Genomic DNA, 19,374 nt, shown 5'->3' with positions numbered 1-19,374 from the left:
TATATACTCATCCAATACATCTACAGGATACTTTTCGGATAAAACTCACTATTTTAAAAAAGGATTTAATGCAACTTAACTCCTTTTTTAAATACATATAAAAGTAAAACCACTAGGGGTTTTCGGCCGTTTTTGTTTCTGCAAGAGCAGCATCATCTGGTGTACCTCTCAGATCTCGATTTAGTTCATAGAGTGCATCGCCACTGGCTTTTAATCCACCAGCAACTTTGATTTTATCCAATAAATTCATGGCCATGGTTTCTTCTTCCGTTTGTTCTTTCACAAACCACTGCATAAAATTCCAGGTTGCCCAATCTTCTTCCTCCAAACTCATTTTCACCAATTTATAAATTGCCTTCGTATTATCGATTTCAGATTCGAACACTTTACTAAAACAATCCTGTACACTAGTCGGATCTTCCGGTGGAGCAGGTATGGCCTCAATTTTCACTTTAGCTCCACGTTGCAGAATATACTCGAGAAATTTCATCATGTGGCTACGCTCTTCATTTGCATGTCTGAATAGAAAGTTTGAGATTCCATCATAACCTGCACTGCTTGCCCATGAAGCATAGGAAAGATAAATTTGTGCAGCAGCAGCTTCTTTAGTCATTTGAGTATTTAACCCGGCAGCTAATGTTTTTGAAAGTCTGTTCGTATCCATAATTCTAAATTCTATTAAATATTCTTTTGAGGTATCAACAACAGCAGCTATTGTTAACCTCTAAGCTATTAACAGGAATCCAGACCAATTGTTTTCTATCCTTATGGCCAGGCATCTTACAAAAAAATGGCCGGAATTTTATCGTGTGATATGTTAAAGTCCGTATGATTATTCGACTTGTCTATTCTGAAGGTTGTATCACTCAAATTAAAAACTCAGGTATCATAGGCGCTATTGGATTGATTGCTCAATTCAGCAGTAAATAACCACCTGGTAATTATAGATGCAACCAGGGAATTGACGAGATACAACGGCTAAAAATTATTTAATTGCATTTAGAATTCCCTTTACCCAAAATTCAGCTAAAGCTTTAGAGCCCTCAGCATTGGGATGCAAATAAAAAACCCCATGCTTACCGTCTTCAGCTTTAAACAGTTTTTTATGGTTCTTTTGAAAGAAACTGAAAACACCTTTACTGCCTGGATAAACCTTATTTGGATGGCTAAGTTTATACTCCGGACATAAGGTTTCTATCTGTGAAAAGTAACTGTTTAAGCGATCTAGTCCTTCCTTCATGTATCCTGCATTATTGTGTGTATTTGGACTGTACCAAAGCGGATATTGTATGACAAATCTGGCATCGGGGTATTTCTCCATCAAGGTATTGATTAAGACCTTCAAATTATCTTTGTACTGAACTGCCTGGACAGGTGCACCATTTGGCCCGAACATGGCGCTATCATTTGTACCCAATAGGATAGAGAACAATAAGACGGCTGTTTTATCTTGTGCAAAGCTATCGGCTGCCTGCAGTACTTTTGGGAAATCAATATTGTTCTTTGGCAAAAAATCTACAGTGGTATGTCCACTAAACCCCCTATTATTAATATTCACTGAGCTAATATCTTTACGATGTCTCAATAGCTCCGCCACATAGATTGGTGTAGCTTCGTTTTTTGGATCTGCTAAAGCACCTCCCTCAGTAATGCTGTCACCTATAAAAACAATATTTATTTTTTGCTCTTTTTTTCCTGAAAAGGAAGTCAAAACAAGCAGCAAGAGCAAACAGGCGTAATTAAAGATCGATTTCATCATTTTTAAAGGTTAATATTTTTTTATAATTACTACATAATCCTGAACTAATGGATGGTTAGGATCTTGATGGGGAACAACTTGCGTGAAAAACCTGACCTTCATCATATTGTACTGAACTTGTTTAAATAAATTAAGTTAACTAAAATTTACGCTCCGCAAACAGCTTTTTCGCTACCTGAATGTTCATTTTAACTAAAACCCCCAATCCAACCACGAAAGGTAAAGAAATCAATAACCATCCAGGATTTATATCAAAAAGGTTCAAACGATAAAACATCATCACGTTGAAAAATATCAATATGACTAAAATGGCTTTCCCTAATCGCTCTTCTTTTCGATATCTTGTGCTGTAACTTATCCGGTAACTAGTCATAGATGCATGCAGAAGTTTGTCCGAAAATTCCGCTGAAGGGACATCCATCAACTCTTCCTTCACCAAACCAGCCAATGGATCAACCTCCATTAATTTCTTGTGTTTCATAATAGATCTTTTAATTCCTCCCTAAGTAACCCTTTTAAGGACTCCTCCAGTTTTTTTCTTCCTCGCATCAACCGCATTTTGATCGCGGATTTTCCAAGGTCCAATATCTCTCCAATTTCTGAGGTACTTTTTTCTCCCAGGTAATGGAGTGTCACCACGATCCTTTCTTCTTCCGATAGTTGCCCTAGCGCCAGGTTAAGGTATTTTTTCCGGTCGGCATGTACCAGAGCACCAAATTCCTTTTTTTCATCCAGTAAATAACCGGTTGCACCCGATTCCTCATTTAATTCTTCACTGCTCATGCGTCTGGTACTTTTTTTAGTTAACGCAGTATGGTAAACAATCCGATATAGCCAGGTCGAAAATTTGGAGGCACTACGGAAATTTGCTAGTGCATTAAAGGCTTTCATAAAAGCATCCTGAACCACCTCTTCTGCATCCTCGCTATTTCCGCAGATTTTGATAGCCACGGTATAAGCTAAGTTTTGATAGATCCTCACCAAATACTCAAAACCTTCCCGTTCACCGAGAATGGCCTGTTTTAAAAAATGATCTTCGTTACGGTCGCGTCCGAACAGCATGCTTGTGGCTAAATTAATTTCATATTTACAATAGGTTAGACTGCGTTTCAAAACTAAAGGTCACATATGTGACCACTTATAAATATATACAGTCTTATCAGGAAATCAGCAAAAACATGGAAACCACATCAGCAGCATTATTTATATCCATCTCCCTGGTCGTATTCGGCATTAGCTACTACTATTTCACCACCAGGCACAAGGAACGAATGGAAATTATTGCAAGGGGACTTTCCCCCGATCACTTTAAGGGTCAGACCAATCTGTTACCCTATCTACTTATATTGGGAATGACCAGTATAGGCATAGCGCTTGGAATCGCCGCCGGCACCGTAGTCAGCACTTTACTCCAGCTGGAAAAACTCTTTACCATTGCCTTTGGTGTTTTTCTCGGCCTGGGGATAGCCCTGATCTTTTCTTATGCCTTATTAAAACGAATGCAAAAAGGCAATTAGCTTCCGGATCAACGGTACACAAACCTAATTATTTATCAATAACCTTTTAAAAATGAAAACATCATTAATGGCAGCGCTATGCCTTATCTTTTCTACTCTTGCTCCGCTCGTGACCCAGGGGCAAAATGGAGATCAGTTATTTGATTCTCTGGCAGCAAATATTTATCTCAAAGACGGTCCGGGCGCAGTAATTTACCTTTCTAAAGGGCCTCAGCTGATTTATAATAAAGCTTTTGGTAAAGCCAATATAGAACTTGATGTGGATATGAAATCAGACCATGTATTCCGGCTGGGCTCCATTACTAAACAATTTACGGCTTGCGCTATCCTTAAGCTTGCAGAGCAGGGGAAATTATCGTTGAGCGATGACATCCGCAAATACATCCCGGATTTCCCCAAAAAGCAAAAAATGATCTCGATTAAGGCCTTGCTGACTCATACCTCGGGAGTCATTAACTATAGCGGATTACCCAGCTTCACGGAAGAACTCAAACGTAAGGATTTGGCGCCTAAACAGCTGGTTGATCTTTTCAAAGATGAACCGCTGGAGTTTGAGCCGGGATCGGACTACAAATACTCCAATTCAGGTTATATATTGCTGGGATATATCGTTGAAAAAATAACCGGTAAACCGTATGGAGAATATATCGATGAAACAATTTTCAAACCTCTTGGGATGACAAATTCCTATTACGACAGCCCAGGCATGCTAATCACTGGCAGGGTATCGGGATATGTGCAAAGGAAGGGACGTTACCAGAATGCGGACTACCTGAGTATGACCCTGCCGTACGCCGCTGGTTCGCTGGCTTCTAGTGCCGGGGATCTTCAAAAATGGTATTCTGCATTGTACGATGGGAAATTCCTGAAACCGGAGATCCTTAACAAAGCACATACCTCTTATCAGCTTAGCAACGGGAGACTAACCGGTTATGGTTATGGCTGGGAAACCGGCAATGTGCAGGGAACTCCGAGTGTCAAACACGTCGGAGTAGTTAACGGTTTTTTCACCTACGTTGCTTACCTGCCGAAAAAAAACTTGTTCATAGCCATTCTAAGGAACTGCGACAACCCTGCCGACCCGGACATCCTTGCTTCAAAAATGCTGGCCGCTGCTTTAGGAAAGCCTTACGATTATAAGGCCATTACCATGACAACGTCTGAACTAGAAGCTTATCAGGGAATATACAAATTGGCAAATGGCGGGGAATATTATGTAAGGATGCTGGAGGGGAACCTGATGTATTACTACCTGGGTGGCCCAAGAATCCGCTTGATCCCCTATAAAAAAGATCATTTTGTTTTGGAAAACAGCCTGACCAGTTTGAATTTTGAAAAAGATCAAAACGGAAAAATAGTAGGCGTTGCCATAACTGGAACGGGACTACCCAATACAGGCACCCGCAAAAACACCAGACTGCAAGCCAGGAAAAAAATCAGCGTACCTGTCAAATTAATGCAAAGTTATCCAGGCAAATATCAATTTAATCCGGGGCCGGTATTTGAGGTAGTGTTAGAGAACAATACACTGTATGGAAAGGTTGGAAATGACAGGAAAGAGCTGGTGCCATTTGCTAAGCACAAGTTTTTCGCCCGGGATTTGGACGCTTCCATTATTTTTAATTTGGATGCCAAAGGAAACGTCATCAGCCTGACCAAGATCCAGAACAGCGAAATGAGTGCTAAGAAAATGTAGCACAGGTCCCCTAGAAACAAGAGATACGAGGGAATATAGGTGATGATATCGTCATTCCAGCATCAATACAGACTGTAAGATCAGTCAATAAAAGTGCAGGATATTCCGCCGGACAAACCATTCAACATACTGAGGCATAGAAGTAAAAAAACTTTAGACATGATCTAAAAGCTTATAAAAAACTGCAGTAACGTTTGCGATAGTCATCGTTTCTTGTTTTTATCGCAATGCATATTATACTAATCTGCATTGCGATAATACAAGTATGATCTTATTATGGCGCTTTTTTTAGATTCTCCCATCTTACTACCCATGAACCATCTTTTGGCCATCCGGGTTGATGAATATTTTTATCCCCATCCCAACCGGCGGTCATCATAGCGACTGCATATAACAGACCTCCGTTAGAAGGAATATAAGGATAAGGATTGCCGCCGCCTACAAAGCCATGATTATCAAATCCGAATTTTTTAGATGGATGTAAAAGCATCTCCACCGCATCTTTTGGATGTCCAAGTCTGGCTGCACACATGGCTACCATTGGAAAGTCCCAACCCCAACCGGTATCATATTTCCATACAGACTGTACTTTTTGGTAAGTCTTTTCCATGATCTTCAGGTCAACACCATTACCTGGCAAAACGCCAAACACTCCTGTCATCGCCGGATGTTCAAAGTTAAATTTTGTCCACATGCTATCGATGCCTTCCCATTGTTCATACAGGCCATCTCTTGTCGGTATCGGAGCCAAACCATTCAATACCCTTTCCCAGTCAGGCTTTGGTGTTACCTTAAGCCGGTGTTTCCATTGCAGCGCTGTCTGCAGGCCAAATCGCCAATACGACATTTCGAAAGCCGGGTTTTGTGTCGTATACGAATTATTGTTCTCCGGAACTGATTTTATAGGCGAGCCTAATATATATTCATTCCTGGTTTTGTCTAAATAGGCATAGGAGGCCATAAAATCCGCTGTACCTTCTATGATATTGTCCCATTTCTTTAGCGTTTGCAAAGTAGGATGTGCACGGTAATCCAGTTCAGCAAAGAAAATGGGGTGAGGTTGCTGCCAGATTAAAAAGGCATGTGTCTCGTCTGGCCATTCCATCCCGTCAGGACCTGTACATTTGGGCCATCTGGCACCTTCATACCCCTGTAACTTTGCTCTTTCCAGCGAAGCGGATAAGTTGTCGGCATAAACATGCAAGCTATTTTCCAGTAAGGGCCAACGATCCCATAATGCGTAGTGAGCCGAATGCCACCAGTACATTTCATAATGAAAACGACCATACCAGCTGTTATTAACCAGGCCTGTTTCCTGTGGTGGGTATTTTCCAGATGCATTTATTTTCATCAGGTATTGAGACAACACAATTCGTCGCTCTAACTCCATCCATCGGCTATCTTTACTTTCGGACAGATCAATGGCGGCACCACTTTTCCAAAATTCCGGCCATGCCGCAGCACTGTTTAAACAAACCTGTGTGAAAGTCGGTATAGCATCAGAAATCCCCTCAGGTGAAAAAGAAAACACATATTCAACAGCATTCGACCCTTTAGGACTGAATTTAAAATGATGTTCCTTTTCTTTCTCCACTTTCCCCGCTCCTGTCCACCGCGCCTTTACCTGGTATGTTGTACTGTCCAGCTGTCTGTTAAAGCTGACCTGATTAGGTCCCTCATTGCGTATCGTTGTTTGATGTGCAGGCTGATTTTGATAATCAGCTCCTGTACTAAAATATTCAAGACTCGCATATGGAAACTCTATGAAGACACCAAGTCGCCCGGCGGCGATAAGCGGCGACTCTATCTTAAACCCTATGATATCCTTTTGAGGGTCGCCCACAGTAATTACTTTAACCGGCAGCCCTTCTATGGTGAAGTTGCTTTCGGCCATTGCTGTCCACAAGTCGAAATACTGAACCGGCTGCCCGATATCTGATTTATTGACCATATCCCCATTCTTTTTCTTTAGCCAAAGACCAACACGCCCCAGATTAAAACGATGTGGATTGCTGGCCAGCCATTGGGTAAGTTCGGGTTGCTTCGGATTCGGTAAATCGTAAGCCACCATCCGGCCATTTGTTTTTTTCTTCGTTTTAATGAAATCAGCAGCTGTAAGACCCTTTGGAGGTTTAGTACTGTGCCAGCTCCAATGCGACATGGTTGTGAACTGATCATTAAAGGTTTGCATCCCGGTAACATCAAACCCATAGGCGAAATTCCCGTTACCCACCTGTGTTGGCCCCGCAGCTTCCAGGTCTGTAAGTTTTATGTTGTGCCTTTGAACCAATACCTTTCGGTTGATCGTACCGGACTTTAATTCCTGAGCAAATACCTGCGTACTTATCAATAAAGGAATTAACATCAGGATATTCCTGATTATAAGCGTATATTTCATTCTATTCATAGCCCGGATTTTGTGGTAGTGAACCTTGACTTTTATCAATTTCCGCACGTGGAATAGGTAGCAGATAATTGGCATCTTTAAATACTCTATCGGTTATTTTGGCAAATGCATAGGTTTTAACCGAACCCGTCTTTTGTATATTCATTGCCTGTAGACTTTTACTTTCTGTAGAGCTGGCAATTTTCCAGCGACGAACATCAAAAAAGCGGTGTTCTTCAAAGGCCAGTTCTATACGTCTTTCATTCTGAATACGTTTCTTCAGTTTTTCGCCACTATCATTTACAGCTGGCATATTAATACCCGGGCGCGAACGGACCTTATTTAAATATTCACGGGCAGTGACCTCGTCACCCAGTTCAAATTTGGCTTCTGCATAATTTAGTAAAATTTCGGCATACCTGAAAAATATCCAGGGATTTGTAGGTTTGAGGGTAGAGCCGGACGGCGGTATATTTTCTATTAGAAACTTCTTCAGATAATAGGAAGTAAGAGAGGCATTGAAGCCTTGATTACCTTCCGGCGAGTCTTTTCCACCATGATAACTTTCTGTTTCCCTGCCAGCCCAAACAGATCCGTCATGTAAAATGGATGCCTCAAATCTTGGGTCTCGTCCATCATACGGCTTATTTGGATCATAACCAGAAGCTGGATTTAATAACAAAGAGCCGTCGGGCTGTTCGATATAGGGCAATTCTCCTGTAGCCTTCATTTCATAGGCATTAACGAGGTTCTGGGTTGGATTGTGGGCACCCCAGCCATCTGATCCATTGCGTCCCTGTTCCAAATTAAAGTTGGTACTATTGGCTTGAGTAAAGTATCGGGCAAAGATTATTTCCTTATTGTTAGCCAGAAATGTACCCTGGTAATCAGCGTTAAGGCTATAGCCTGCATTCAGCAATGCTTCGCTCGCATCGGCCGCCGCCTTCCATTTGCTCTGGTCATGTGTCGGATTATTTAGCGCACTGGCACCGTATAACAATACACGGCTCTTCAGTGCTTTACAGGCATTGGCAGAGGTGCGTCCCAGCTGATTATTGGGCTGATCGGGTGGTAACAAAGCCGCAGCATTGTCCAGCTCGCTAACAATATACTTCACACAGTCATCATAACTTGCCCTGGAAACTTTAAAGTCGTCATTAAGTTGAAATACTTTGGTTATCAAAGGTACCCCTCCGTAACGCCAGATAAGATTGGCGTACAGATTAGCGCGCAAGAATCTCATTTCACCTTTTACACCATTTTTAAAAGCATCATCGCCAGGTGCCCCGTCAATCCTGGCAAAAAATACATTGATATTCCGGATATTGTTATAGGCAAAATTAAAGTAGTTGACTTTAGCACCAATGCCACCAATGTTATCAGCAGTAACTGCTCCGGTTTGAACTGTTCGCAAACTTGTCCAATTATGGATATTATACGCCTCATCGGTAGCTGCTGAAAGTAAATCTTGCTGAAAACCATGCTTAAGGGTATTATAGGTAGCATTTACGTATAAGGTGATCAGTAACTGATCGTTCCAGATGTCTGCTTCTGATAGTTTATCCAAAGGTTTTAACTCGAGTTTGTTACAGGAGCTACCAGTGATTAATATCAATAATATATAGATTATCTTTTTCATTTCGTTAGGTTTATAAGGTAACATTGATACCAAAGTTAATTACCCGTTGCGGGGGGTAATACCAGTAGTCGGTTGTTTCCGGATCAAATCCCAGATCCTTCATATGGTCATAGATGATCAGCAGATTGCTTCCACTAACGGATACCCGCACATTTTTCACCTTAATTTTTGCCAACAGATCTTTCGGAAGATTATATCCCAATTCGACATTTCTTAACTTTAAAAAACCAGCATTCAACAACCATTGAGTAGAGTTGCTGGTGTTATCATTAAATAGCTCATATGATGCCCTGGGCATAGTCGCATTGGTGTTTTGCGGCGTCCAACGGTCCTCTGCGCGCCATGAAAGAAAATTCCCCAGGGAATAACTCATCACAGGGAAATAGCCCCCGAAGTAAGATTTTGCATTTTCCTGGCCTTGCAACAATACAGAAAGGTCGAAGCCTTTGTAACGGAAATTAGCAGTGAAACCAAAAGTAATCTCGGGAACATTGGTTTGATTCACACGAATCTGGTCTCTGGAATTCAGTTCACCATCCTGATTAACATCTTCATATTTCAAGTCTCCGGGCCGTGCATTCACAAAATGCGGATAGGCATCTACTTCCGCCTTGTCTTTAAATACGTCTATGGCATTGTAGTAAAGCCCGGCGCCGATCGGGCGCCCTGTAGCCAGTTGGTATTGCTCAGCCGCTGGTTGCTCGTCACTAAAAACCACCTTATTTCTGGCAAAGGCTATATTTCCGGAAAAGTCATATTTAAATGCATGATCATTATTGACATGGGTTAACACCAATTCAAAACCTCTGTTGTCCACAATACCAATATTTTCATCGGGCAATACCAATCCTGTGTAGCCAGGAATAACGGCTGATCGTTTCATCAGAATATCCGCCCTTCTGGTTTTAAAATATTCAAACGTAACACCTAATTTCCCATTCCAAAGGTTTGCATCCAGGCCGATGTTTCCCGTTTTTGCAGTTTCCCATGTGATATTTGGATTTGGAACACCCGTTTGAATCAGACCGGTGACGTCATTATTGCCGATTACATAATTATTACCATATCCATAGGTTTGAAGATACTGGAAAGAGTTGACCAGATCGTTCCCTAAAACACCATAGGATGCTCTGATTTTCAGATCATTAATAAACTCGTATTTCTTTAAAAAAGGCTCTTCAGATATCCTATATCCGATTGATGCACTTGGGAAATTACCCCATCTTTTAGCAGATGGAAAATTGGGTGAACCATCCCGGCGCATGGTAAATTCAGCGAGATATTTACTTTCATAATCATAGGTAATCCTTCCAAAATAATTTTTGCGTGCCCCCTGGCCTGCTGATCCATCATTGCCTTGTTTAGCCTTATCACTGCTCCCGGCAAAAATCTCTGGCAGGGCCGTTGACACGAAATCACTACGATAGGCAGCTACATAATTACTTTTAGTGGTTTGCTGTTCATAACCCAATAAGCCGGCAAAATTGTGTTTACCAAACTTACGGTCATAATTTATCCTTCCGGTTAAGTAAAACAATGAGCCCATGTCGGTACGATCCAGCAGGTCTGCTTTATCCACACCAAAACCTGACCTTGCCCGGGTATACCCGTCACCTGTTGCGTTCTTATAATAAACATAAGTAGGTAGCTGCCATGTTTTTCGGAATTGCGTATTGGGATCATAGCTCCCACTTCCACTTAAAGATAGACCTTTAACCCAGGGCAATGTCCATTTAGCAAATAAAGTCGTTTGGATAGTGGTCGTTTTAACACGCTGATAGCCGTTATCATCGCTCACAAAATTGATGATATTATCATTGGCACGATTGGGCGTTTTAAGATCTGTTCCTGGCCAGTATGGCACCCAATTTGGCTGGTACAGAAAGATATGACTATTGAGCTCATTCATACTCCGGTAAGGGAAATGATTGTCATCAAAGCGTGCGGCCAAATTCATTCCAACTTTAAAATTATCGCTGACTTGTACATCTACATTTGACCGCAAATTATACTGTTTTACCTTAGTTGATCCAAACTTATACTGGCCATCCTGCATCACTTCACCGAATGAAAGAAAGTATTGTGTACCATTACTACCACCAGAAACAGAAAGATCGGTTCTGTGCTGAGGGGTCCATTTTTTCACAATGAAGTCATACCAGTTAAAATTGGCATACCCGGGATCTGTTCCGGCTTTAAATTTCTCCAGCTCCTCCGCAGTATACTTTGCAGGGCGGCCCTCCCCCGCTTCAATTTCATTGTAAACATTAAAAAAGGTATAAGAATCTGCCATTACAGGATTTCTTGTAGGCCCTGTGAACCCCTGATTATATGATAAATTAACGGTAGGTGCAGCATTAGCACTTCCGCGCTTAGTAGTCACCAATATAACTCCGTTAGCTGCGCGCGCTCCGTAGATTGCCGCTGACGCATCTTTAAGTACCGAAATACTTTCAATATCATTCGGGTTGATTTGCCCCAAACCACTCCGCTCCACACCATCTATAATAACCAGTGCAGATGAATTCCCTGTTGTACTGCGGCCACGGATACTGATTGACGGATTGTCGCGTCCTGGTTCACCCGAACGATTATTAATGATAACACCCGGTAAACGGCCAGCTAATGAATTTGCCACATTAATGGCAGGACTTTTAACAATCTCACTGCCCTTAACGGATACTACAGAACCGGTAACTGTTGCTTTTTTCTGCGTACCATAACCAACAACCACTATTTCATTCAGGTTTCCTGCAACCGCCTCCATGGTAATATTGATAACGGTATTAGATTTAAGCGCTACTTCTTTTGTTTGGTAGCCGACAACAGAGAAAACCAGGGTACCAGAGCTTTGAGGCACATTGATATTATATTCACCATCAGCATTTGTCGCTGTAGTTCCCCCGGTTTCTTTGTGGCGTACCGTGGTCCCTGGGATTGGCATCCCCAGTTCGTCCGTCACTTTCCCTTTGATCGTTATCAATTGGTAGGCAGAACGCATCAGGTCTCCGGCAGAATGTGCTGTGGTGGATGTATTGGAAATAGCGACATTCCCATAGAAGAACGCCATTCCAAGCAGCAGAACCTTCCGCCAATCAGCGATTTGTAGAAATCTTTTTTTCATAATTGTTTGGTTTAATATTTGGTTAGGAATAGTTTGCAATTTGACAGGATGTATAAAAACACATAGGTTTGGTTTTATCTATGTTTTTGAACACTGCTTCGAATACATCAAAAGTATTGACAGTTAAAATCTGCCGTATATCCTAAATTGACTTTTTTTTATACTTTTTGACAAATCATGTTTTAGGAATCATGGACCCCGGGACAAACTGTATTCTGTACAACAGAAATATCAAAAAGTATAAAATATTGTCATTTATTTACTGTCCAGCTCTATTGGAAACCTATAGTTTTGAGTTTTGAAACAATAGAAAACATTTATGAAAAGCGACCTAACCCTAAACCAGAAAGAACACTATAAAAGAGATGGTTTTTTAATTATCGAAGACTTTTTATCAGCAGAAGAACTTGGTTTTTGGCGACAAGCTCTGGATGAAGCCCTGGAAAAAAGAGCAGGAAGAAAGATGCCGGACAGAGAAGAGGTCTATGGTAAAGGGGATGATGCCGACAAATCTTATTATGACAACGTATTTGCGCAATTGATCAATCTATGGAAAGACAATGATAAAATGCGCCAGATCATGCTTGATGAGCGACTTGGCAAGATGGCAGCAGAGCTTGCTGATGTGGATGGCATCCGAATATGGCATGACCAGGCCCTGATTAAGAAACCATGGGCAAATCCAACCTCATGGCACCTGGACACCCCTTATTGGTCTTTTAGTGATAAACGAGCATTGTCTATCTGGGTAGCACTTGACGATGCGACCTATGAGAACGGTTGCCTGTTTTTCATTCCTGGTTCCTATCTTAAAACCACTTTCGAAAATCCTGGTATAGGAAAAAATATGGGGGTCATATTTACAATGTATCCTGAATTTTCAAAGTCGAGATCAGTACCAGCGCCTATGAAAGCTGGAAGTTGTTCTTTCCATAATGGACTTACTATCCACGGGGCGCACGCCAATATGACTTCCGGGCAAAGGAGGGCAATGACCTGCGCTTATATGCCAGATGGAAACGTATATAATGGGATACCAAATATATTGAATGAGGAACAGCTAAAAAACCTCCAGATAGGTAGCCCATTGAATGATGAGGAGATCAACCCCTTAATCTATAAAAAATGATGATCAAAATACTTTGTCCAACCTGGGGTTTACAAGCCATGGGATTCCGACAAATGCTAGACCGGATAAAAAATGCCGGCTATGACGGTTTGGATACCTGGATACCCGATGACTCAGTTGAAAAGAAAGTATTGTTTGATTACTTACAAAAGAATGAATTACTGATCGTAGCACATCAACATCAAGCCAGGGGCTCAACGTTTAAAGCCTTTCAAACCTCCTTTTTAAAGGAGCTGCGAAGGTGTGCAGAGCCTGGCCCGGTGCTTATTAATTCACATACCGGGCATGATTATTTCAGCTTGCAACAACATACCATACTCCTGGATCTGGCAGCAGAATTTACTGACAAGACTGGTATTGTGGTTGCACATGAAACCCATCGCGGCCGACTGGGTTACAGCCCGCAAATGTTTTTAAGCATGGCAAAAAAGCGGCCTGGTTTTCCGGTAACCGCGGACCTTTCTCATTGGGTATGTGTAACTGAAAGTCTGCTGGATAATTTTACAACGGCAGTTAAAGCGGTTATTGAATCATCCATTCATATCCATGCAAGGGTGGGCTATGAACAGGGGCCACAGGTTCCTGACCCCGGATTACCAGAATGGCGCTATGCTTTGGATAAATTTGCAGGTTGGTGGGATGAAATCGTTGCCGTCAATAAACAGAAAGGTCGTGAAATAATGACATTTACAACTGAATTTGGCCCCTTCCCTTATATGATGAGCAATCCCGACAAGCTTTCGCCCATTGAACACCAGTTTGCACTAAACCTTTTTATGAAAAAGTTTCTTATGGAGCGTTACAGAACCTGATGATCAGTTTGACAATTCATTTTACGAAATAAATTCGGCGATACTCCATTCTTTTTTTTAAATAGCTTTGAAAAATAAAAGACATTTTCGAACCCTGTTTGATCTGCTATTTCATTAATATTCAAAGCTGTAGATGACAGGAGGTCTTTTGCACGATTTAGTCTTAGGTTAAGGTGATATTGATTTGGAGACTCGCCCGTGATTTTTTTGAATGCTTTCCTGAACGATGAATAACCCATAGGTAACTGATTTGCCAGATGCTCCATATCCAATTGATTTTCGAAGGATTCTTCCAGCAAGAATTTCGCTTTCGAAATCAGGCGACCAACAGGGTCATTGTCAAACTCGATATGCTGAGAAATAGTATTCACCAAACCAAGAAGCTGCATGGTTATCCCGGCAAGCTGCTGTGGGTATCCTGTTAAGGATTCCTTTGCAGTATCTAGCAAGCGCCTAAAGAGGACAAGAATATCTCTATTAAGTTTAATGTTAACTAAAGGGTCATTAGCACTAAAAAAATCTGCCTGCATAAGCTGTTGAGCATAGGAGCCATTGAAACCAACCCAGTATTCTTCCCAGCCAGATTTAATATCAGGTTTATAGCGGTGCCAGATCTTTGGAAAAAGAAAAAAGCAAGTACCTTCATTGATATCCTTCGGAGGTGTACTTTTGGAACCATACACCCCTTTTCCTCTGGAAATAAAGACAATATAAAAGTCATTCAAGATGCGCCCTTTATTCCAGATCAGTTCATGGCTTTGAGGATGGGCTTGATTAGGATAATTTTCGTTGGGTTCAACTTTTGAGTAACCAACCGACGTGATGTACATCCCCCACCTTTCTTCCCTTTCACTAATACTCAAATATTTAAAAAAGGTATTATGCGCTGTCATTGATTAATTGTTTAATAATAGTGTCGTAAACACTCAAAAAAACTCCCCTTCCCATGATAAATATAACGTTGTTTTTCCTATTTAACCCTACTCCGGCAATTTAAAACCTGATCGTCACTAATTGATAATAAAAAGCCTCAACAAGCTTCTTATCCAGATATTGGTATTAGTACTACGCTCTTCTTTTTCCCATCATAATAAATAAACTCTTGTCCGTTCCGCTAAATTTTTATTTCAAGTTGTACTAAAAGTCATTTATGTTTAATCGCTGATTTATCAATCAATTTGAATCCTATCAATCTTCTTTATTTTTCTATTACACTAAAACCAGGCCTTTTACCAAGAGCGTATTTAACATTCAAGTTTATCACTCCTAGTTTTTTATTGACCTTTAGTTTCTCCAACAGATTTAGTGAGCTATCATTTAAATTTAGAATGTTACCATCATTAATCCTGATCTCCGTCATAAAGTAGAGCTGGTCGCCTTCAGATATGTTGGTTTGAATATTCTGATCGTTGAAGTTCCAGTTTCTCATTGAGGAATTCTCGATAATCGAATAAATCGATGCTTTATTAAAATTGATTAATTCAGCAATTCTTTCCGGTTCTCTGGAATCCCTGCTTAGCTTGCAAAGTGATACTTTAATCTCTTCAGGTAAAAAGACAACTTCTTTAGGCAATTGGCTTGCAAGATTGAGCATGATCGCCACCTGAGGTTCTGCAATCAGAGCCCGGGACATCGTTTCACTGATTACAATATCAATCCCAGATGAGGGCACATCCCATAACGAAGCATCACATTGATGAATGTTTTTAACATAAGCATGCAAATCGAATAAGTCAATAACCTCTTCTAGTACCTCAATACTTTCAGGGTTAATCTCCAGAAATGTAAATTGTACGTCTTCAGGCTTGAGCATCATCATAATCGGTAATGCAAGTGCTGCGAATGGGCCGGTTCCAGCATACAGAACATGGATTGGTTTTCTATTTTGGCCTATCACTCCTAACACAGATGAATAAAGGGCCCTTGAAAAGCGTTGGGTTCTAAAAATCTCCCTGATACATTTTGCGGCCCAAAAAGCGCCTATTGCATTGCCATTAAGCGTTTGAATATGTTCTCTTCCAGTCGAACCATCAAGGTTGAATTCCTCAAATAAAAGATCAGCATAACCCATTACTGCAGGGGCGAGTTTATCATGAAAGTTTTCGGGATTGAGGATATCTATACTATATTGGGTCAGTCTCTCTTTTAATTCTGTTTTTTTCAATTTGATCAATAGTTATTTGGTTAATTATAAAGCATTGTATGCAAAGTACTATTCACTTCCAAATGGCCAAGCCTCAGGTCCCCCGTACAGGTAACCTCAAAATCCCTTTTAATTTAGATACATAAAGCTAAACACTTTGGGAAATATAAATCAGCTTTCCATAAAAGAATAAGCAAACTAAAGAACTCCCTTCCTCGTGGTGTTCATACACCACAGCGCATACTGTCTCCAAAATAGATGCGCTTTAGACCGCGAACCATTTCCTATCTGATTTAATCGCTGATTTGTTTGATAATAATATAACGCCAGCAGATTATTTTTGAAGCAAGAGACTTGACATTAGTAACCTAAGAATTCGACCGGGCAGTGCCTCTTGCCGGGCAAGAGAAAAATTATTTACTTGTTATTTGAACTATTGGATTAGGGTTCTCCTGAAAGTCAGTGCAAGCTGAAGACCATGCCGGATCACTATGATAAAGAACAGACCGCAAGTAAGCTGTGGTAAGTTGTTGTACAGCTTCTACCCCGTCAGGACTCTCATCGGTTGTTTCCGTTACCAAATAGCCTGAAATCCCGCCAAGCATATGCTCGCCCCCAATCAGGGTAACCAAGCTATTTGCCCCCGGACTTAGTTTATAGGCATCGGTAAACCACTCAGGCCCCATGGTCGTCAATGGAGATTTATCCTGGTCGCCGGCAACAACAAGCGTTGGCGTATTCATTTGAACGTAGCTTTGGTTTAGATGCGGAAAATGTTCATTGGCAAATGAACTTAGCGCTTCACCGCCGCGGCCACCTGCACTAAGAAGTACACCTGCTTTTATCCTTGGATCGAGCATATCTTCAGTTAAACTGCCATCGGCATTGATCACTCTCGTGCCTAATAACGTCGCGGTGGTTTGGGCTCCGAACGAATGGCCTATTGCTGCAATCCGGTTTTGGTCCAAGCGTCCTTTTAGACCAGGAACAGAATTTTCTATAAAATCAAGCTGGTCAAGCACCCGCTTGACATCTTCAACACGATAGCGCCACATCATCGGTTTTCGCGGATCTTGCAAGTATGCCTGGATGGCCTCACTATGTTCGGCCCTGGGGTCAGGGTTGATTGTTCGGGAATCGAGAAAAGTAGGCTGAATAACAACAAAGCCATGAGCAGCCCAATAATTGACAAGGGGAGCGTAAGCATCCATAGAAGAGCCAAAACCATGTGAAAAAACAATTACAGGTAGTTGTTCACCATAAGCAGGCACTGAGGCCCGCACCTGCAGTGGATAGTCGCGGCCAGGAGCTTCTAAGGTAATCGGGCTTACAGAAACAACCGGAGGAAATTTTACAATATGATCCATTTGTATTTATTCTTAAAATTCATCGGCAAATATATAGTGGACATGGTTTATATTTGTAATGGGTTTACTTAAGGAAACTGGTTTCCTCATAGAAACTATCATTAAAATGGATAAAGAACTCTTGGATATGGACGCCTGTTCCGCGCATCATTTGGCGATCCGCGATACGATGGATGTATTAAGCGGGAAATGGAAGATAAGGCTGATTGGCTCACTGAGCTTTGGTAAAAAACGCTTCATGGAGTTGATAGGAAGCATAGATGGTATTGCAGCAAAAATGCTCTCCAAAGAATTGCAGGAGTTAGAGTTGAATGGCCTGGTAAAGCGTACGGTATTGAACACCAAACCGGTAACCGTTGAATACGAGTTAACAGAGTATGGTTATTCGCTTAAGCCAATCATCAATGAAATGGCGTCCTGGGGAATGCAGCATCGCGAAAGAGTAATCAGAGCCATGAGCGTAAAAGAAAATTAAACCGGAATCATTTCCGGCTTCCCTCGACTTCCTGTCTGGACAACAATTTAAAAATGGTCTTAAGAAAGTTAAGCTTTAAATCATGTGCTACTGGTGTAAAATCAGTTCAGAAATAAACAAAAAAAGCCGTTCTTCTTATCGAAAAACGGCTTTTTAAGCAGTGGGCCGTCAGGGACTCGAACCCTGGACCAAAAGATTATGAGTCTTCTACTCTAACCAGCTGAGCTAACGGCCCTGAAAAATCTTATTGATTTTGCGAATGCAATGTTACATATTTGAATCGAATTTTGGAAACAGTTTCTATGAAAAAAATAAAAAATATCATCTTCGATTACGGCAATGTCATCTTTGAAATAGACTTTAAACGGGCTCAAAAAGCTCTTATACAACTTGGTATCGAGAATATCGACGACTTTTTCGCGCATAAAAGTCACCACGATATTTTTAACAATTTTGAGACCGCAGCCATCAGTCCAGCCGAATTTAGAGCCGGAATACGCGACGCATCGTCAAATAAAGCCATCACAGATGAGCAAATTGATGCGGCCTGGAACAGTTTATTGATCGGAGTTCCGGAAAATGTGCACGAAGTCCTGTTAAAAGTGAAAGACAAATACCGCACATTTTTGCTGAGTAATAACAATGAAATCCATTACAACTGGATCGTGGATTACCTGAAAAGGGAATTCGATATGCCAGACAATAGTGGTTTATTTGAAAAAGCGTATTACTCTCAACACATGTTCTTAAGGAAACCGCATGTAGAAATATTTGAAAAAGTATTAATAGAGAATAACCTCAATCCGGAAGAGACTTTGTTTATTGACGACAGTCCGCAGCACCTTGTAGGCGCAAAAGCAGCAGGTATGCAGACCTTATTGATGACAAAGCACCCGAAATACCTTGAAGAAGTATTAATGGAGCACGATATCCTTTAATGCCTCCCAAAAAAAACGTAAATTGCGGGCCTAAATAAAAATCCATCGCAATGACTGAACAAAAGTTTAAAACTCTGAAAGAATTTTACCCTTACTATTTGACAGAGCATACAAATTTAACCAGTCGTGTGTTACATTTTATAGGAACAGGCCTCGTTATCCTTTCTGTATTTACAGGAATCCTGTTTCATGAATGGCGTTTCATTTTAGCGACGCCATTCCTGGGATACGGATTTGCCTGGATCGGCCATTTCTTTTTCGAAAAGAACAAGCCATCAACCTTCAAATATCCGATGTTTAGCCTTGCCAGTGACTTTTTACTGTTCTGGGAATTACTCTGCGGAAATCAGGATTTCAAGGTCAGGTAAAATAGAGCAATCCCGATTATC

At 41.2% G+C, this 19,374-nt stretch carries 17 protein-coding genes and 1 tRNA gene; 7 read left to right on the top strand and 11 right to left on the bottom strand.

Annotation, left to right across the window (positions count from 1 at the left end; translation table 11 throughout):
- Positions 1–112 precede the first annotated feature (112 nt).
- From OQX61_RS12320 to OQX61_RS12305, 4 genes are all read right to left on the bottom strand, one after another.
- Entirely contained in the window at positions 113–664 is a 552-nt protein-coding gene (locus tag OQX61_RS12320; protein WP_265842002.1) for a ferritin, read from the bottom strand.
- A gap of 321 nt (positions 665–985) precedes the next feature.
- The gene (locus OQX61_RS12315; RefSeq protein ID WP_265842001.1) at positions 986–1,759 is read right to left on the bottom strand and encodes a GDSL-type esterase/lipase family protein; all 774 of its coding nucleotides are present in this window, start codon (positions 1,757–1,759) and stop codon (positions 986–988) included.
- 139 nt (positions 1,760–1,898) lie between these two features.
- Entirely contained in the window at positions 1,899–2,240 is a 342-nt protein-coding gene (locus OQX61_RS12310) for a hypothetical protein (RefSeq protein ID WP_265842000.1), read from the bottom strand.
- A complete protein-coding gene (locus OQX61_RS12305) occupies positions 2,237–2,821 on the bottom strand; it encodes an RNA polymerase sigma factor (protein WP_265841999.1) in 585 nt (194 codons plus the stop codon). Before OQX61_RS12305 ends, OQX61_RS12310 begins: the two co-directional genes overlap by 4 nt.
- 68 nt (positions 2,822–2,889) lie before the next feature.
- Between OQX61_RS12305 and OQX61_RS12300 the strand changes: the two genes are divergently transcribed.
- Together OQX61_RS12300 and OQX61_RS12295 are read left to right on the top strand one after the other, a co-directional pair.
- Positions 2,890–3,276 carry a DUF6249 domain-containing protein gene (locus OQX61_RS12300; protein WP_265841998.1) on the top strand — a complete coding sequence of 129 codons (387 nt, stop codon included), beginning with the start codon at positions 2,890–2,892 and terminating at the stop codon, positions 3,274–3,276.
- A 52-nt stretch (positions 3,277–3,328) separates the two neighbouring features.
- Entirely contained in the window at positions 3,329–4,972 is a 1,644-nt protein-coding gene (locus OQX61_RS12295; protein WP_265841997.1) for a serine hydrolase, read from the top strand.
- A 274-nt stretch (positions 4,973–5,246) separates the two neighbouring features.
- Here OQX61_RS12295 and OQX61_RS12290 read toward each other — a convergent pair whose 3' ends face one another.
- The 3 genes from OQX61_RS12290 to OQX61_RS12280 are packed head-to-tail and all read right to left on the bottom strand — an operon-like array spanning position 5,247 to position 12,121.
- A complete protein-coding gene (locus OQX61_RS12290; RefSeq protein ID WP_265841996.1) occupies positions 5,247–7,379 on the bottom strand; it encodes a hypothetical protein in 2,133 nt (710 codons plus the stop codon).
- A complete protein-coding gene (locus OQX61_RS12285; RefSeq protein ID WP_265841995.1) occupies positions 7,372–8,997 on the bottom strand; it encodes a RagB/SusD family nutrient uptake outer membrane protein in 1,626 nt (541 codons plus the stop codon). Before OQX61_RS12285 ends, OQX61_RS12290 begins: the two co-directional genes overlap by 8 nt.
- A 10-nt stretch (positions 8,998–9,007) precedes the next feature.
- Complete coding sequence (locus OQX61_RS12280) at positions 9,008–12,121, bottom strand: TonB-dependent receptor (protein ID WP_265841993.1); 3,114 nt, start codon at positions 12,119–12,121, stop codon at positions 9,008–9,010.
- 319 nt (positions 12,122–12,440) lie between these two features.
- On the opposite strand from OQX61_RS12280, the gene OQX61_RS12275 reads away from it, so the two are divergent.
- Together OQX61_RS12275 and OQX61_RS12270 are read left to right on the top strand one after the other, a co-directional pair.
- Positions 12,441–13,250 carry a phytanoyl-CoA dioxygenase family protein gene (locus OQX61_RS12275; protein ID WP_265841992.1) on the top strand — a complete coding sequence of 270 codons (810 nt, stop codon included), beginning with the start codon at positions 12,441–12,443 and terminating at the stop codon, positions 13,248–13,250.
- Positions 13,247–14,062: a hypothetical protein gene (locus tag OQX61_RS12270; protein ID WP_265841991.1), complete on the top strand. Its 816-nt coding sequence runs from the start codon at positions 13,247–13,249 to the stop codon at positions 14,060–14,062. Before OQX61_RS12275 ends, OQX61_RS12270 begins: the two co-directional genes overlap by 4 nt.
- Here OQX61_RS12270 and OQX61_RS12265 read toward each other — a convergent pair.
- From OQX61_RS12265 to OQX61_RS12255, 3 genes are all read right to left on the bottom strand, one after another.
- Positions 14,050–14,955, bottom strand: coding sequence for an AraC family transcriptional regulator (locus OQX61_RS12265; RefSeq protein WP_265841989.1), 906 nt, complete (start codon positions 14,953–14,955; stop codon positions 14,050–14,052). The genes OQX61_RS12270 and OQX61_RS12265 overlap by 13 nt on opposite strands.
- 305 nt (positions 14,956–15,260) lie before the next feature.
- Positions 15,261–16,226 carry a hypothetical protein gene (locus tag OQX61_RS12260; protein WP_265841987.1) on the bottom strand — a complete coding sequence of 322 codons (966 nt, stop codon included), beginning with the start codon at positions 16,224–16,226 and terminating at the stop codon, positions 15,261–15,263.
- A gap of 392 nt (positions 16,227–16,618) precedes the next feature.
- Complete coding sequence (locus OQX61_RS12255; RefSeq protein ID WP_265841986.1) at positions 16,619–17,572, bottom strand: alpha/beta fold hydrolase; 954 nt, start codon at positions 17,570–17,572, stop codon at positions 16,619–16,621.
- 106 nt (positions 17,573–17,678) lie between these two features.
- Here OQX61_RS12255 and OQX61_RS12250 point away from each other — a divergent pair, with 106 nt between their 5' ends.
- Positions 17,679–18,047, top strand: coding sequence for a helix-turn-helix domain-containing protein (locus OQX61_RS12250; protein ID WP_265841985.1), 369 nt, complete (start codon positions 17,679–17,681; stop codon positions 18,045–18,047).
- A gap of 161 nt (positions 18,048–18,208) precedes the next feature.
- Here OQX61_RS12250 and OQX61_RS12245 read toward each other — a convergent pair.
- Positions 18,209–18,282: transfer RNA gene (locus OQX61_RS12245), tRNA-Ile, on the bottom strand.
- A 67-nt stretch (positions 18,283–18,349) separates the two neighbouring features.
- On the opposite strand from OQX61_RS12245, the gene OQX61_RS12240 reads away from it, so the two are divergent.
- Together OQX61_RS12240 and OQX61_RS12235 are read left to right on the top strand one after the other, a co-directional pair.
- Positions 18,350–18,985 carry an HAD family phosphatase gene (locus tag OQX61_RS12240; protein WP_265841984.1) on the top strand — a complete coding sequence of 212 codons (636 nt, stop codon included), beginning with the start codon at positions 18,350–18,352 and terminating at the stop codon, positions 18,983–18,985.
- A 50-nt stretch (positions 18,986–19,035) separates the two neighbouring features.
- Entirely contained in the window at positions 19,036–19,353 is a 318-nt protein-coding gene (locus tag OQX61_RS12235) for a DUF962 domain-containing protein (RefSeq protein ID WP_265841983.1), read from the top strand.
- Positions 19,354–19,374: the final 21 nt, after the last annotated feature.

It is taken from the genome of Pedobacter sp. PLR (assembly GCF_026239675.1).
In the GTDB taxonomy this organism is placed as follows: domain Bacteria; phylum Bacteroidota; class Bacteroidia; order Sphingobacteriales; family Sphingobacteriaceae; genus Pedobacter.
This window is presented reverse-complemented; position numbering and strand designations above follow the sequence as displayed.